Origin of the sequence: Marinobacter salsuginis (genome assembly GCF_009617755.1) — a bacterium.
GTDB classification, from domain to species: domain Bacteria; phylum Pseudomonadota; class Gammaproteobacteria; order Pseudomonadales; family Oleiphilaceae; genus Marinobacter; species Marinobacter salsuginis.
The window spans coordinates 1,988,726-2,003,661 of record NZ_BGZH01000001.1 but is presented as its reverse complement, the minus strand read 5'-3'; the positions used below and the strand labels follow the sequence as shown (position 1 = coordinate 2,003,661).

The window sequence follows — 14,936 nt, the reverse complement described above, 5'->3', positions numbered from 1 at the left end:
GATCAAAGGGTAGCCGGGAACTCGAGCTGGCCACCGAAAATTTCATCCGGATGGATATCAACGCAGAACACCCGCTGTCCCGGCAGCATGGTTGAGAGAGTTACCGTGCGTTTTGCGTCCGGAAGGCCGACGTAGGGCCGACAACTGCTGATGTGCTGCGGTCGTTCCAGGGCATTACGGAAGTATTCCCGGTGCGTCCATCGCGCGCCGGCCGAGTGATACAGAGGATTGAACTTTCCGCGATGGATGTCCGGGTTGGCCCGGGCAAGATTACCCTGTTGGATACCCTGGGGGTTGAGCAGGAAACAGCGTTTCACACCGTCGACGCCCAACAGCTTTTCACAGGCTGAATTGAAAGGTAGCTCCCGGCTCAGGGAGTGACAGGCTTCCAGAATTTCGAAGCGAAGAAGCCGAAAGTAGCTCTCCTGGTCCCGGATATCCTGGGCCGAAGACTCACTGGAGTCAGCTATAACGCCCTTCAAGGCGAGTTCTATCAGTTCCGGCTCGTGTTCTTGCAGCCTGGTTGGTCTGGCAAACAGAAACCCCTGCAGCAGGTCCGCTTCCGTTTGCAGGGCGATATGAGCTTGTGTACTGTTCTCGATGCCTTCCAGAAGTACGAGGCTTCCGCTCTCGCGAATCATTTTCACCAGGCTCTCCAACAGCATTCGGGCCCGGCTGTGGTTCTCCGCATTTACCAACAGGCTGCGGTCAAGTTTGACGATCAGTGGGTTGATGCGCCACAAACGCTCGAAATTGGAATCGCCCATACCGAAATCGTCAATGGCAATCTGGAAACCGTGGGCCTTGGCTTTCAGGATGAACTCCAGCAATGCTGCTGGATTGTCGGATGCTGTCTCCACCAGTTCCAGAACCACTTTTTCAGGATCGATTCCGCTGCTCTGGCACTGCAGCGCCAGCTTTTCCAGGGAGGCTTCTGGATGAATGCAGGTGCCGGGATTTATATTGAGGAACAGCCACACGGGCTGTGAGCTTGCGGCAAAGTTATCCAGATGAATCTGCAACAGATGTCTGTCCAGTTCGGCAGTCAGGTCTTTGGCTTCCGCCTGCTCAAAAAGCTCGAACGGAGAGATGTTCTCGTTATCTTTCCGGACCCTTACCAGTGCTTCGTAACCCACCAGTTTTCGATGGGTCGGACTCAGTATAGGCTGGTAAACAGAACTGAAATCATAGTTGTTGATCATGTCCGGAGCCCGGGTTATTTCGGCTCCGCGATAGATGCGTCGGGGAAGTCGGACTACGCTGCTCATGGTCAGGAACCTTTAAACTGCCGATGTTCTGGCCATCCTGGCCTGATGTTTATGAGTGTCTGAACATGCAGGTAAAGCGAATTTCGTACCAGATAGCCAAAAATCAAGCGTTTAAGTTAGATTAGTTCCGTCAAATAAATGAACTGCGCTATCGGTTTCCGAAACATTGCACCAGAGCCGGGCAGATTCCGAGCGGCAAGGCTGGCAATGCACCAAAACAGGATTTCTTGATGCCATCAAAAAGTCAGTTTCGTCTGCTGGGTCAACGCCGCTTTCTGCCGTTCTACCTGACCCAGTTTTCCGGCGCCTTTAACGATAACCTGTTCAAAAACGCGCTGCTGCTGCTGATCACCTACAGCGCCGGCGGTCTGATGGGGCTTTCGGTGAATGTGGTGGTCAACCTGGCAGCCTTCCTGTTCATTTTGCCGTTTTTTCTGTTCTCGGGCATTGCCGGCGAAATGGCGGACCGCTATGAAAAAGCCCGGATCATCCGCAATGTGAAGCTGGCGGAAATTGTGATCATGTCTGTTGCCGCAGTTGGGCTCTGGTTCGGCTGGTACGAGTTGTTGCTGGTGCTACTGTTCCTGATGGGCACCCAGTCCACCTTCTTTGGTCCGGTGAAGTACGCCATCCTACCGCAGGTGCTGTCGGACGATGAGCTCGTCGGTGGTAATGGCCTAGTAGGTATGGGCACCTTTGTTGCAATCCTGCTGGGCACCATTGCCGCAGGCCTTTTGATGGGCTTCGAGACGGCTGCGCGCCTGACGGCGATTGGGGTCGTGGTGATGGCGGTGCTTGGCTACCTGGCGGCGCGCCAGGTGCCCGCAACCGAGCCTGATGGTTCCGGCGTTACGGTGCGTTTTCGGCCGGTGGTGGAGACCTGGCGGCTGATGGCCCTGGCCGCCGAGCGTCGGCAAGTGTTGCTGGCGGTGTTGACCATCTCCTGGTTCTGGTTTCTTGGCGCAGCGTACCTGACCCAGTTTCCTAACTTTGCCCGCACCAATCTGCTGGGTGATGAAACGGTTGTCACCCTGTTGCTGGCCATGTTCACCATCGGTATCTCTATCGGCGCCATGATGTGTGAGCGGCTTACCAAACACCGGATCACTCTGGGGCCTGTGCCCTGGGGGGCTCTGGGCCTGAGTCTTTTTGGCATTGACCTGTATTTTGCGGTGCCGGACGATCCCATCGCCTCGACCTGGTGGACCCTGTTGACCGACCCCGTCTATCTGCGGGTATTGATGGATCTGGTGGGTATCGGCATCTGCGGTGGTCTGTTCATCGTTCCCCTGTATGCCTTTATTCAGCACGAAACGCCCCGGGCAAAACGGGCCCGAATCATTGCCGCACTGAATGTCATTAACGCGTTATTCATGGTGGTGAGTGCCCTGGCCGGCATCGTGGTGCTGGGTCTTTTTGGAATCAGCATTCCGGGATTTTTCCTGTTGCTCTCGGTCTTGAACGGCCTGGTGCTACTGGTGGTCTGGCGGCTTCGCCGCAAAACCGCCTCGCATTCTGTGGATAATTAATGGGAAAACCTGCGGAAACACTCCGGATAAATTATAAAATAGGTTTAATAAACAATGTTTTATATAGCTTTTTAGGGTGTTTAACAACTAGCCTTGCATGTGGATAACTTTCTTGAAAACTTTTCTAAGAAGACTGATCCAAGCGACTGAAAAGCCATGAATTTCGGTTTTCCACTATCCTCTGAACATGGTGAGGGAAGCCCACGGCTAGGGTGCATGGGGGCAATGAGCTTTCAACCCCGGCTACCTCTGGTTAAAATTTGCACATTCTGACTGCAATTTCTTGGGTGAGGCGTTATACTCGCCGCCCTATTTTATCCCCGATTTCCGAGGTGAGCTGTGGATTTTCCGACCCGTTTCGATGTCATTGTCATTGGTGGTGGCCATGCCGGTACCGAGGCCGCGTTGGCGGCTGCACGCATGGGTTCCCAAACCCTGCTGCTGACCCACAACATTGAAACCCTGGGTCAGATGTCCTGTAACCCGGCCATCGGCGGCATTGGTAAAAGCCATCTGGTGAAAGAGATAGATGCCCTCGGTGGTGCCATGGCTGAAGCCACCGACAAGGCCGGTATCCAGTTCCGGGTACTGAACAGCCGCAAGGGGCCGGCCGTGCGAGCCACCCGTGCCCAGGCTGATCGAGTGCTCTACAAGGCGGCGATCCGCCATACCCTTGAGAGCCAGCCGAACCTGACGTTGTTCCAGCAGGCGGCGGACGACCTGATTGTGGAAAACGACCAGGTGACTGGCGTTGTTACCCAGACTGGTATCCGCTTCAACGCCAAAACAGTGGTACTCACCACCGGTACTTTCCTCGGCGGTGTTATTCACATTGGTATGCAACACCATTCCGGCGGTCGTGCCGGCGATGCGCCGGCCAATGCCCTTGCCCAGCGTCTGCGGGAACTGCCGTTTAACGTCGGCCGCCTGAAAACCGGCACGCCGCCGCGCATCGACGCCCGGTCTGTGGATTTCTCGGTGATGCAGGAGCAGTGGGGGGATGACCCCACCCCGGTGATGTCCTTTATTGGCAGCCGTAGCCAGCATCCGGAACAGGTGTGCTGCTACGTGACCCGGACTACCGAACAGACCCACGATATTATCCGCAGCGGTTTCGACCGCTCGCCGATGTTCGCCGGCAGCATTGAAGGCGTGGGCCCGCGCTACTGCCCGTCCATCGAGGACAAGGTGAACCGCTTTGCCGACAAGGATTCCCACCAGATCTTTGTGGAGCCGGAAGGCCTGACCACCAACGAGCTGTACCCGAACGGGATTTCCACAAGCCTGCCGTTCGATATTCAGCTGGCAGCGGTGCGCTCTATTCCCGGCTTTGAGAATGCTCACATCACCCGTCCGGGTTACGCCATCGAATACGATTACCTGAATCCGCAGGACCTGCGCCATACCCTGGAAACCAAATTTATCCAGGGTCTGTATTTTGCCGGCCAGATCAACGGCACAACCGGCTATGAAGAAGCGGGCGCCCAGGGCCTGCTGGCCGGGATCAACGCTGCCCTGCGGTCCCAGGAAAAAGACGAGTGGTACCCGCGCCGGGACGAGGCTTACCTGGGTGTGCTGGTGGATGACCTGATCACCATGGGCACGTCCGAGCCCTATCGCATGTTTACCAGCCGCGCCGAGTACCGTCTGATCCTGCGTGAGGACAATGCCGATCTGCGTCTGACCGAAATCGGTCGCAAGCTCGGCCTGGTTAATGATGAGCGCTGGCAGAAGTTCAATGACAAGCGCGACGCGATCGCCACCGAGCGTAGCCGCCTCGAGGCCACCCGGATTCACCCGAATACGGAGGCCGGTGAGCGCGCCAACGGCTTTCTCAAGCAGCCGATGACCAGGGACCAGTCCCTGGCCGAGCTGCTGCGCCGGCCCGAGATTGTCTACAGCCACATTGCCGAGATTGGCGCCGAGAAAGCGGAAGATCCGGTGGTCGCGGATCAGGTGGAAATCGAGATCAAGTACGAGGGTTATATTTCCCGTCAGACGGACGAGATCGAGCGGCTCCGTAAAAACGAGAACACCGCCTTGCCGGTGGATCTGGATTATGACGTCATTGGCGGCCTGTCCAACGAGATCAAGCAGAAGCTCAAGACCGTGCGGCCGGAAACCGTGGCTCAGGCCTCACGTATCCAGGGTGTGACCCCGGCGGCGGTGAGCCAGATTCTGGTGCACCTTAAAAAGCGCGACCTCCTGCGCAAACAGTCGGCCTGATCTGCGCCCATGACCAAGTCACTCTGGCACGGCCAGCTCCGGGATGGACTGGCCACAATGGGTCTGTCCCTGGATGAAGATCGGCAGGAAAAGCTGCTGGCTTTTCTGGGCCTGCTTAACAAGTGGAACCGGGCTTACAACCTCACGGCTGTGCGTGATGAGCGTGTGATGGTGTCCCGGCAACTGCTCGACAGCCTGAGCATTCTGCCCTGGATCACCGCGGAGCATCTGTTGGATGTGGGTGCCGGCGGCGGTCTGCCCGGTATCCCTCTGGCGATTGCCCTGCCGGAAAAGCGATTTACCCTGCTTGATAGCAACGGCAAGAAAACCCGCTTTCTCAATCAGTGTGTCCTGGAGCTTGGTCTGGATAATGTCGAGGTGATTCACGGTCGGGCGGAAGATTGCAGCCCCCCGGAACCCTTTGCCCAGATCAGCAGCCGCGCCTTTACCGCTCTGGAGAACCTGGTGAACTGGTGTGGCAATCTGTTGGCAAATGAGGGCGAGTTCCTTGCCATGAAAGGCCAGTTTCCGGATGATGAAGTGGCTGCCCTCCCGGCTGGCTGGCAGGTAAAATCCAGCCATCCCCTGGACGTTCCCGGTGCCGATGGCGAGCGCCATCTCCTGGTGGTCGCCCGGGCGACGATTTCCGGATAATTCGGCAGTCGAATTTCAATACCGCTAACCTATCAACAAGGAGGCAGGACATGGCGCGCGTGATTGCAGTGACCAATCAGAAAGGCGGTGTGGGCAAAACCACCACCTGCGTCAACCTTGCTGCCTCCCTGGCCGCCACCAAGCGCCGGGTGCTGCTGGTGGATATGGACCCCCAGGGTAACGCGACCATGGGCAGCGGTGTGGATAAAAACGCTCTGGAACTGTCCGGCTACGACATGCTGACCAAGCGCGCCAGCGCCGCCGATGTTATTATTCCGGCCGAGGCGTCCGGTTTCGATATCCTGCCGGCCAACGGCGATCTCACAGCCGCCGAAGTTGAGCTGATGAACGAAATTGGCCGGGAACATCGCCTGCGCCTGGCGCTGAATACAGTCCGCGACAATTACGATTACATTCTGATTGATTGCCCACCTTCACTTAGCCTGTTGACGGTGAATGCCCTCTCCGCCGCAGACTCCGTGCTGATCCCCATGCAATGCGAGTACTACGCACTGGAGGGGCTGGCAGCGTTGATGAACACCGTAGAGCAGATTCAGGAGACGGTGAACCCGAATCTGCAGGTGGAAGGCATTCTGCGTACCATGTACGACCCCCGGAACAGTCTGACTCTCGATGTGTCCGGTCAGCTGAGTGAGTACTTTGGCGACAAGGTGTATCGAGCGGTGATTCCCCGCAATGTTCGCCTGGCGGAAGCGCCCAGCTACGGCGTTCCGGCCCTGAAATACGACCGCGCCTCCAAGGGTGCCATTGCCTATCTGGCGCTGGCCGGTGAAATGGTCCGCCGCCACGGTTCAAAAAAGACATCCGCGCCGGTTGCGGTGTAACATACCGCCCTGTCACTCACTTAAGCACAACGATTTTCAACGGGAAGAATGACTGACACCATGGCGGCGAAGAAACGAGGACTGGGTGAGCGTGGACTGGGCGCCCTTCTGGCAGGCTCCAAGGTCAATCTTGACCAGGAGCTGAAAGACCACGACGGTGAGCTCCGCGAAGTTCCCATTGATCTGATCCAGCGTGGCCGGTATCAGCCCAGGCGCGATATGGATCCTGCAGCCCTGCAGGAACTGGCGGATTCCATTCGCCAGCAGGGCGTGATGCAGCCGGTGGTCGTTCGCCCGATCGCGGAAGGTCGCTACGAGCTGATCGCCGGTGAGCGTCGCTGGCGTGCCACCCAGATGGCAGAACTGGACAGCATTCCTGCGATCATCCGGGATGTGCCCGATGAAGCCGCCATCGCCATGGCGCTGATCGAGAACATCCAGCGTGAAAATCTCAATCCGATCGAAGAAGCCTTCGCCCTCCAGCGCCTGCAGGATGAGTTTGGTCTGACCCAGGCTCAGGTTGCCGAGGCCGTTGGTAAATCCCGCACCACAATTACCAACCTGTTGCGACTGATCGGTTTGTCGGAAGACGTTCGTATCATGCTCGAGCATGGTGATCTCGAGATGGGCCACGGCCGCGCGATGCTGACTCTCGCCCCGGAACTGCAGATGCAGGTGGCTAAACAGGTGGTGGCAAAATCGCTATCTGTACGCCAGACCGAGGCTCTTGTTCGACGTGTGCAACAGGAAACCCCGGACAGCAAATCCCGGAAAAAGGGAACGCTGGATCCGAACATTCGCGCCTTGCAGGATGATCTGGCCGAACGATTGGGCGCCCGGGTATCAATCGATCATGGCCAGCGCGGTAAGGGCAAACTGGTCATTGAATACAGCTCGCTGGACGAGCTGGACGGTATTCTGGGCCATATCAAATAAAACGTCGGGGTTTTGTAAGCCTTCCGGCCCCCCTACGAAAGTTCGTATCTGGCCACGCACACAACATGTAGTGGTGAAAATCTGAACGGCCGTCTATTTGTGACTGAAATTGCCGAAACCCAGTTATTCCGCCGTGTTTGACGGATCAGCCCGCGCCCGGTTTTGTTGATTCGTGCACATTGAACACATATAATCTGCGGCGCTCGTATCGGTGTATTTGCTTACTTTTTAAACGACATCGACTGAAAAGCACCGTACTTCCGGGACGAACATGACGAAGGCAGTTTCAGGCGGTATTCGCCGCCCGCCCATCGCACGATGGTTTGTAATAGAAGGTGTGGTACTTGTCTTCGTCAGCCTGGCGTTTCTCTTGCGAGGCCAGGTTTCCGGTTATTCAGCGCTGCTGGGCGGACTTATCTTTCTGATCCCCCATGGTTATTTTGCGCTCAAGGCATTCCGCTACGCCGGCGCGCGGTCTGCCAAGAAGATCATGACTTCTTTTTACCAGGGTGAGGCCGGCAAGCTCATCCTGTGCGCCATCCTTTTCACGATGGTGTTCAAATGGATTCAGCCGCTTGATATAGCGGCACTTTTTTTAACATTTGCGATCATGCTGGTCACCAACTGGTTGACACCGCTACTGGCGGGCAGCAATACGCAGCAAAGCTAACTGGACCTGGGAAACCGTTATGGCAGGAAGTGCATCCGAATATATCCAGCATCACCTCCAGAACCTCACCTACGGTAAGCTGCCGGCAGGCTATGAGCGTGCCGACGGAACCGTGCTTCAAGATGCAACCTGGACGCTGGCTCACACCGGCAAGGAAGCATCCGACATGGGCTTCTGGGCATTGCACATTGACTCACTGGGCTGGGCGGTAGCGCTCGGTGCCCTGTTCCTGTTCATTTTCCGAATGGCCGCCAAGCGTGCTACCTCGGACCAGCCCGGGGGCCTCCAGAACTTCGTTGAAGTGATGGTCGAGTTTGTTGACCAGAGCGTGAAAGAAACCTTCCACGGAAAGAACAAGGTCATTGCTCCGTTGTCACTGACCATTTTCTGCTGGGTATTCCTGATGAACCTGATGGACCTGGTTCCGGTGGATTTCCTGCCGCAGCTGTTCCACCTGATGGGTCTGGAATACATGAAGGTGGTTCCGACCACGGATGTGAACGTGACCCTGGGCATGTCCCTGTCTGTCTTTGCGCTGATCATCTACTACAGTCTGAAGGTGAAAGGAGTTGGTGGCTTCGTGGGTGAACTGACCCTGCACCCCTTCTCTTCCGACAATATGTTCCTGAAGATCCTTCTGGTTCCGGTCAACCTGCTGCTGGAAGGCGTGAGCCTGATCGCCAAGCCGATCTCACTGGCACTGCGTCTGTTCGGTAACCTGTACGCTGGCGAGTTGATCTTCATCCTGATTGCGCTGCTTCCCTTCTGGGCGCAGTGGGCACTGTCTGTTCCCTGGGCGATTTTCCACATCCTGGTTATCACCCTGCAGGCATTTATCTTTATGATGTTGACGATCGTGTACCTGAGCATGGCTCACGAAGACAGTCACTGATCGGACACCATTAAGCCGTAGTTCTAAACCCTAAACCCTTAAACTGAAAAACCTAACTGAAAACTGGGAGTTATCATGGAAACTGTAGTTGGAATGACCGCTATTGCCGTTGCACTGCTGATTGGCCTGGGTGCCCTGGGTACTGCGATTGGCTTTGGTATCCTCGGTGGCAAGTTCCTGGAAGGCGCTGCGCGTCAGCCGGAAATGACCCCGATGCTGCAGGTTAAGATGTTCATCGTTGCAGGTCTGCTGGACGCCGTAACCATGATCGGTGTTGGTATCGCTCTGTTCTTCACTTTCGCCAACCCGTTTGTCGGCCAGATCGCCGGTTAATCGAGTCGCCAGAGCCGGGGTTTCGCCCCGGTCAGATGATTCTTAACAAAACAGGCGAGAGGTGAAGACGTGAACATTAATTTGACGATGATTGGTCAAGCCATCGCGTTCTTTATCTTTGTCGTCTTCTGCATGAAATATGTGTGGCCGCCAATCATGGCCGCACTGCAGGAGCGTCAAAAGAAGATCGCTGACGGACTGGCTGCCTCAGACCGCGCTGCGCGCGATCTGGAACTGGCTCAGGAAAAGTCAGCTCAGGAACTGCGTGAAGCCAAGCAGCAAGCTGCTGGTCTGATTGAACAGGCCAACAAGCGCGCGGCCCAGATTGTGGAAGCATCCAAGGATGACGCCCGCAAGGAAGGCCAGAAGCTGATTGAGCAGGCCAAGGCCGAAATTGAACAGGAGCGCAATCAGGCTCGTGACGCTTTGCGTGCAGAAATTGCCACCATTGCCGTTGCCGGTGCTGAGAAGATCCTGGAAACCTCTGTCGATGCCTCCAAGCACAACGAGATGTTGGAAAAACTGGCGGCAGAACTTTAAACGACGAGGTTCATCATGGCAGAACTGAGAACGCTGGCCCGTCCCTACGCAAAGGCAGCATTTAGTGCCGCTCAGGAGCATGAACAGCTGGCTGAGTGGTCCCAGGTGCTGACAATTGCCGGGCAGGTCACCGCGAACAAAGACATTCGACAGCTTCTCGCGAATCCGGGTCTGGAAGAGCAGAAGAAGGCAGAGCTGATTCTGGAGGTCGCCGAAGAGGGCGTCACCGATCAGGTCCGCAACTTTTTCGCTGTACTGGCTGAAAACCGCCGGCTGACTCTTCTTCCTGAGATTGCAGCGCTCTTCAACACGTACCGGGCTGATCTGGAGCGCACTGTTGATATCGATGTCACCGCGGCTTTCGAGCTGACGGACGAACAGCAACAGAAGCTCGCCCAGGCACTTTCGAAGAAACTCGAGCGGCAAGTGTCACTCGCAGCGTCATTGGACAAGTCTCTGATTGGCGGCGTGATTATTCGCACCGGCGATCTGGTCATTGACGCATCTGTACGCGGAAAGCTGACCAAGCTGGCCGACGCTCTGGGCTCCTGATTTCAGCACAAGGTTTGAGGATATTGGCATGCAGCAACTGAATCCATCCGAGATCAGTGACATCATCAAGAAGAGAATCGAAAAACTCGATATCTCTTCCGAAGCAAAGAACGAAGGTACGATCCTGTCGGTTTCCGACGGTATCGTGCTGATCCACGGTCTTGCCGACGTTATGTACGGTGAGATGATTGAATTTGCCAACGGCACGTTCGGTATGGCTCTGAACCTGGAGCGTGATTCCGTTGGTGCGGTTGTGCTGGGCGACTACGAAGATCTGGCTGAAGGCCAGAAAGTTCGTTGCACCGGTCGCATCCTGGAAGTGCCGGTTGGTCCGGAACTGATGGGCCGCGTTGTTGACGCGCTGGGTAACCCCATCGACGGCAAGGGTGACCTCGGTACCGACCTGACCTCTCCTGTCGAGAAGGTTGCACCGGGCGTTATCGCACGTCAGTCCGTTGATGAGCCGGTTCAGACTGGTCTGAAGGCAATCGACACCATGGTGCCGATCGGTCGCGGCCAGCGTGAGCTGATCATCGGTGACCGTCAGATCGGTAAGACCGCTGTCGCCATCGACGCGATCATTAACCAGAAAGACACCGGCATCAAGTGTATCTATGTTGCCGTCGGTCAGAAGCAGTCTTCCATCGCTGCCGTTGTGCGCAAGCTGGAAGAGCACGGCGCGATGGATCACACCATCGTGGTTGCCGCCGGTGCCGCCGATCCTGCAGCGATGCAGTTCCTGGCTCCGTACTCCGGTACTTCCATGGGTGAATACTTCCGTGACCGTGGCGAAGACGCCCTGATCATCTATGATGATCTGTCCAAGCAGGCCGTGGCTTACCGCCAGATCTCCCTGCTGCTGCGTCGTCCGCCAGGCCGTGAAGCCTACCCGGGTGACGTATTCTACCTGCACTCCCGTCTGCTGGAGCGTGCGTCCCGTGTAAACGCTGACTACGTTGAGCAGCTGACCAGTGGTGAAGTGAAAGGCAAGACCGGTTCCCTGACCGCCCTGCCGATCATCGAAACCCAGGCTGGTGACGTGTCCGCGTTCGTACCGACCAACGTAATCTCCATTACCGACGGTCAGATCTTCCTGGAAACCAACCTGTTCAACTCCGGTATCCGTCCGGCGATGAACGCCGGTATCTCCGTATCCCGGGTAGGTGGTTCCGCCCAGACCAAGATCATGAAGAAGCTCGGCGGTAACATCCGTCTGGCTCTGGCCCAGTATCGTGAACTGGCCGCTTTCGCACAGTTTGCTTCCGACCTCGACGAAGCAACCCGTCAGCAGCTTGAGCACGGTCAGCGTGTAACGGAACTCATGAAGCAGAACCAGTACAGCCCGATGTCTGTGGCTGAAATGGGTACGGTTCTGTTCGCAGCCAACGAAGGCTTCCTGGACGACGTTGATGTCGACAAGGTAGTGAAGTTTGAAGCGCAGATGCTCGACTGGATGCGCTCCGAGCAGAAAGACCTCCTCGACAAGATCAACGAGAAAGGCGATTACAACGACGAAATCGCTGCCGGCCTCAAAGCTGCACTTGAGAAATTCAAGACCACTCAGAGCTGGTAAGAAAACGGGCCTGCGGCAACTGTCGCGGGCCGCTTTTCGTAGCAACGAGTGTCTAACTTGAGAAGGCAGTGAGTTATGGCCGTCGGCAAAGAAATACGTAACCAGATATCAAGCATCAAGAGCACGCAGAAAATCACCAGCGCCATGGAAATGGTGGCTGCGAGTAAAATGCGTAAGGCTCAGGAGCGCATGCAGGCAACCCGCCCGTATGCCGACAAGATGCGTCAGGTGATCGGGCACATTGCCAAGGCGAATGCTCAGTACAAGCACCCGTTCATGGTCGAGCGCGAGGTCAAGCGCGTGGGCTATATCGTGGTGTCAACTGATCGTGGCCTCTGCGGTGGTCTGAACATTAACCTGTTCAAAGCGCTTGTCCGTGAAATGAAAGCGTGGAAAGAAAAAGGAGTGGAAACCGATCTGTGCGCCATCGGGCAGAAAGGGGCTTCCTTTTTCCGGAGCTACGGCGGCAATGTCGTCGCGGCGCTGACCCATCTTGGGGACAGCCCGAGCTCTGAAAAACTCATCGGCAACGTCAAGGTTATGCTGGATGCGTTCTCGGAAGGAAAGATTGATCGCCTGTACGTGGTCAGCAACGAGTTCGTTAACACCATGACCCAAAGCCCGAAGGTGGAGCAGCTTCTGCCCCTGCCGGAGAGCGAAGACGAGGAAGAGATCAAGAACCAGTGGGATTATCTCTACGAGCCCGATGCCAGGCAGATCCTCGATGGCCTTCTGCCACGTTTTATTGAATCCCAGGTGTACCAGGGTGTGGTAGAAAATCTGGCATGTGAACAGGCAGCCCGGATGATCGCCATGAAGAGCGCAACTGACAACGCCGGTAGCATTATCGACGAGCTTCAGCTGGCTTATAACAAGGCGCGTCAGGCAGCCATTACCCAAGAGATATCGGAGATTGTGAGCGGCGCCGCTTCGGTCTGATCCAGCCCACAATCCAACTGGTTTTATTGACTATCAAGATAACGAGGAACCGAGCATGAGTAGCGGACAAATCGTTCAGATCATTGGCGCGGTTATCGACGTGGAATTCCCACGTGACTCCGTACCCAAAGTATATGACGCACTGCTGCTTGAAGGTGGCGAAACAACTCTGGAAGTCCAGCAGCAGCTGGGTGACGGCATTGTTCGTACCATCGCCATGGGCAGCACCGAAGGCCTGAAGCGTGGCCTGAAAGCAGAAAACACCGGTAACCCGATTTCGGTACCGGTTGGTACCCAGACTCTGGGCCGTATCATGGACGTTCTGGGTCGCCCCATCGACGAAGCCGGCGATATCGGCGAAGAAGAGCGTTGGGCGATTCACCGTAAGGCCCCAGGCTACGCCGACCAGGCAGCGTCTGCGGACCTGCTGGAAACCGGCATCAAGGTTATCGACCTGATCTGCCCGTTCGCCAAGGGTGGTAAGGTTGGTCTGTTCGGTGGTGCCGGTGTTGGTAAAACCGTAAACATGATGGAACTGATCAACAACATCGCGAAAGAGCACTCCGGTCTCTCCGTATTCGCAGGTGTTGGTGAGCGGACCCGGGAAGGTAACGACTTCTACTATGAAATGAAGGAGTCCAACGTTCTCGATAAGGTTGCCATGGTTTACGGCCAGATGAACGAGCCCCCTGGAAACCGTCTGCGTGTGGCCCTGACCGGTCTCACCATGGCTGAGAAGTTCCGGGACGAAGGTCGTGACGTACTGTTGTTCGTTGACAACATCTACCGTTACACCCTGGCCGGTACCGAAGTATCCGCACTGCTCGGCCGTATGCCGTCTGCGGTAGGTTACCAGCCGACTCTGGCTGAAGAGATGGGTCAGCTGCAGGAGCGTATTACCTCCACCAAGAACGGTTCCATCACGTCCATCCAGGCGGTCTACGTACCGGCGGATGACTTGACTGACCCGTCGCCTGCAACCACCTTCTCGCACCTGGATGCGACCGTGGTACTGAGCCGTGACATCGCTTCCAAGGGTATCTACCCGGCGATCGATCCGCTGGATTCCACCTCTCGTCAGTTGGATCCGCTGATCATCGGCCAGGAGCACTACGAAGTGGCCCGTGGCGTGCAGACTAACCTGCAGCGCTACAAGGAGCTGAAAGACATCATCGCCATCCTGGGTATGGACGAACTGTCAGAAGAAGACAAACTGACCGTTGCCCGTGCCCGTAAGATCGAGCGTTTTCTGTCCCAGCCGTTCCACGTTGCTGAAGTATTCACCGGTTCCCCCGGTAAGTACGTTTCCCTCAAGGAAACCATCAGCAGCTTTAAGGGCATCCTGAATGGTGACTATGACGAATTGCCCGAGCAGGCGTTCTACATGGTTGGTACCATTGAGGAAGCGGTCGAGAAAGCGAAGGAAATGAAGAGCAAGGCAAAGAGCTAATCTGAGCCGACGCATTTGTTTCCGGATCGATCAAAGAGGCAACTGACATGGGTATGACCGTGCATTGTGATGTGGTAAGTGCCGAAACAAAGATCTATTCCGGATTGGTGGAAATGCTGATCGCAGCCGGTTCTGAAGGTGACCTGGGTATTGCCCCGGGTCACACTCCGCTGCTGACCCAGCTGAAGCCGGGCCCTATTCGGATCATCAAGCAGGGCGGTGAAGAAGAGATTCTTTACGTGTCCGGCGGGTATCTGGAAGTTCAGCCCAATCTGGTGACTTTGTTGGCGGATACCGCGGTTCGTGCAAAGGATGTGGACGAAGCAGCCGCGCTCGAAGCTCAGAAAGAAGCCGAGAAAGCACTTGCCAACAAGACCGGTGAATTCGAGTACTCCCGTGCCGCTGCAGAGCTGGCCGAAGCTGTTGCTCAGCTTCGTACCATCCAGCAGCTGCGTAACAAAATGCGATAAGCATTTCCGTTTCGGGTTTGCCGAACACCGAAGCCGCATCCTGAGCGGCTGGAAGACCA

General features: G+C 56.2%; 15 protein-coding genes. 14 read left to right on the top strand and 1 reads right to left on the bottom strand.

Annotation, left to right across the window (positions count from 1 at the left end; translation table 11 throughout):
• Window positions 1–2: 2 nt before the first annotated feature.
• Window positions 3–1,268: an EAL domain-containing protein gene (locus GJU83_RS09135; protein WP_153634155.1), complete on the bottom strand. Its 1,266-nt coding sequence runs from the start codon at window positions 1,266–1,268 to the stop codon at window positions 3–5.
• A 230-nt stretch (window positions 1,269–1,498) separates the two neighbouring features.
• Here GJU83_RS09135 and GJU83_RS09130 point away from each other — a divergent pair, with 230 nt between their 5' ends.
• The 14 genes from GJU83_RS09130 to GJU83_RS09065 all read left to right on the top strand — a co-directional run bounded on the left by GJU83_RS09130 (window position 1,499) and on the right by GJU83_RS09065 (window position 14,877).
• Window positions 1,499–2,797, top strand: coding sequence for an MFS transporter (locus GJU83_RS09130; protein ID WP_153634154.1), 1,299 nt, complete (start codon window positions 1,499–1,501; stop codon window positions 2,795–2,797).
• 339 nt (window positions 2,798–3,136) lie between these two features.
• Entirely contained in the window at window positions 3,137–5,023 is a 1,887-nt protein-coding gene (gene mnmG, locus GJU83_RS09125) for a tRNA uridine-5-carboxymethylaminomethyl(34) synthesis enzyme MnmG (protein ID WP_153634153.1), read from the top strand.
• 9 nt (window positions 5,024–5,032) lie between these two features.
• A complete protein-coding gene (gene rsmG, locus GJU83_RS09120; RefSeq protein ID WP_153634152.1) occupies window positions 5,033–5,677 on the top strand; it encodes a 16S rRNA (guanine(527)-N(7))-methyltransferase RsmG in 645 nt (214 codons plus the stop codon).
• A gap of 50 nt (window positions 5,678–5,727) precedes the next feature.
• Window positions 5,728–6,522 carry a ParA family protein gene (locus GJU83_RS09115; protein WP_153634151.1) on the top strand — a complete coding sequence of 265 codons (795 nt, stop codon included), beginning with the start codon at window positions 5,728–5,730 and terminating at the stop codon, window positions 6,520–6,522.
• Window positions 6,523–6,582: 60 nt separating this feature from the next.
• Window positions 6,583–7,458, top strand: a complete 876-nt coding sequence (locus GJU83_RS09110; protein ID WP_069182821.1) for a ParB/RepB/Spo0J family partition protein — start codon at window positions 6,583–6,585, stop codon at window positions 7,456–7,458.
• A 271-nt stretch (window positions 7,459–7,729) separates the two neighbouring features.
• Complete coding sequence (locus GJU83_RS09105; RefSeq protein ID WP_069182396.1) at window positions 7,730–8,128, top strand: F0F1 ATP synthase subunit I; 399 nt, start codon at window positions 7,730–7,732, stop codon at window positions 8,126–8,128.
• 19 nt (window positions 8,129–8,147) lie between these two features.
• Window positions 8,148–9,020 carry a F0F1 ATP synthase subunit A gene (atpB, locus tag GJU83_RS09100; protein ID WP_069182395.1) on the top strand — a complete coding sequence of 291 codons (873 nt, stop codon included), beginning with the start codon at window positions 8,148–8,150 and terminating at the stop codon, window positions 9,018–9,020.
• Between the two features lie 75 nt (window positions 9,021–9,095).
• On the top strand, window positions 9,096–9,353 hold the full coding sequence (gene atpE / locus GJU83_RS09095; RefSeq protein ID WP_012138088.1) for a F0F1 ATP synthase subunit C: 258 nt from the start codon (window positions 9,096–9,098) through the stop codon (window positions 9,351–9,353).
• A gap of 69 nt (window positions 9,354–9,422) precedes the next feature.
• Window positions 9,423–9,893, top strand: coding sequence for a F0F1 ATP synthase subunit B (locus GJU83_RS09090; protein WP_174805021.1), 471 nt, complete (start codon window positions 9,423–9,425; stop codon window positions 9,891–9,893).
• Between the two features lie 15 nt (window positions 9,894–9,908).
• Complete coding sequence (locus tag GJU83_RS09085; protein ID WP_069182394.1) at window positions 9,909–10,445, top strand: F0F1 ATP synthase subunit delta; 537 nt, start codon at window positions 9,909–9,911, stop codon at window positions 10,443–10,445.
• A 28-nt stretch (window positions 10,446–10,473) separates the two neighbouring features.
• Complete coding sequence (gene atpA / locus GJU83_RS09080) at window positions 10,474–12,018, top strand: F0F1 ATP synthase subunit alpha (RefSeq protein ID WP_069182393.1); 1,545 nt, start codon at window positions 10,474–10,476, stop codon at window positions 12,016–12,018.
• 75 nt (window positions 12,019–12,093) lie between these two features.
• The gene (gene atpG / locus GJU83_RS09075; RefSeq protein WP_008172593.1) at window positions 12,094–12,957 is read left to right on the top strand and encodes a F0F1 ATP synthase subunit gamma; all 864 of its coding nucleotides are present in this window, start codon (window positions 12,094–12,096) and stop codon (window positions 12,955–12,957) included.
• Window positions 12,958–13,012: 55 nt separating this feature from the next.
• A complete protein-coding gene (gene atpD, locus GJU83_RS09070; protein ID WP_069182392.1) occupies window positions 13,013–14,407 on the top strand; it encodes a F0F1 ATP synthase subunit beta in 1,395 nt (464 codons plus the stop codon).
• 47 nt (window positions 14,408–14,454) lie between these two features.
• Window positions 14,455–14,877, top strand: coding sequence for a F0F1 ATP synthase subunit epsilon (locus tag GJU83_RS09065; RefSeq protein WP_008172596.1), 423 nt, complete (start codon window positions 14,455–14,457; stop codon window positions 14,875–14,877).
• Window positions 14,878–14,936: the final 59 nt, after the last annotated feature.

What these genes read in the sequence shown, in the direction of transcription:
- GJU83_RS09135 (WP_153634155.1), bottom strand. Translation starts at nt 1,268, where the DNA reads ATGAGCAGCGTAGTCCGACTTCCCCGACGCATCTATCGCGGAGCCGAA.
- atpB (WP_069182395.1), top strand. Translation starts at nt 8,148, where the DNA reads ATGGCAGGAAGTGCATCCGAATATATCCAGCATCACCTCCAGAACCTC.
- atpA (WP_069182393.1), top strand. Translation starts at nt 10,474, where the DNA reads ATGCAGCAACTGAATCCATCCGAGATCAGTGACATCATCAAGAAGAGA.
- GJU83_RS09105 (WP_069182396.1), top strand. Translation starts at nt 7,730, where the DNA reads ATGACGAAGGCAGTTTCAGGCGGTATTCGCCGCCCGCCCATCGCACGA.
- atpE (WP_012138088.1), top strand. Translation starts at nt 9,096, where the DNA reads ATGGAAACTGTAGTTGGAATGACCGCTATTGCCGTTGCACTGCTGATT.
- GJU83_RS09065 (WP_008172596.1), top strand. Translation starts at nt 14,455, where the DNA reads ATGGGTATGACCGTGCATTGTGATGTGGTAAGTGCCGAAACAAAGATC.
- atpG (WP_008172593.1), top strand. Translation starts at nt 12,094, where the DNA reads ATGGCCGTCGGCAAAGAAATACGTAACCAGATATCAAGCATCAAGAGC.
- GJU83_RS09130 (WP_153634154.1), top strand. Translation starts at nt 1,499, where the DNA reads ATGCCATCAAAAAGTCAGTTTCGTCTGCTGGGTCAACGCCGCTTTCTG.
- GJU83_RS09085 (WP_069182394.1), top strand. Translation starts at nt 9,909, where the DNA reads ATGGCAGAACTGAGAACGCTGGCCCGTCCCTACGCAAAGGCAGCATTT.
- atpD (WP_069182392.1), top strand. Translation starts at nt 13,013, where the DNA reads ATGAGTAGCGGACAAATCGTTCAGATCATTGGCGCGGTTATCGACGTG.
- rsmG (WP_153634152.1), top strand. Translation starts at nt 5,033, where the DNA reads ATGACCAAGTCACTCTGGCACGGCCAGCTCCGGGATGGACTGGCCACA.
- GJU83_RS09115 (WP_153634151.1), top strand. Translation starts at nt 5,728, where the DNA reads ATGGCGCGCGTGATTGCAGTGACCAATCAGAAAGGCGGTGTGGGCAAA.
- GJU83_RS09110 (WP_069182821.1), top strand. Translation starts at nt 6,583, where the DNA reads ATGGCGGCGAAGAAACGAGGACTGGGTGAGCGTGGACTGGGCGCCCTT.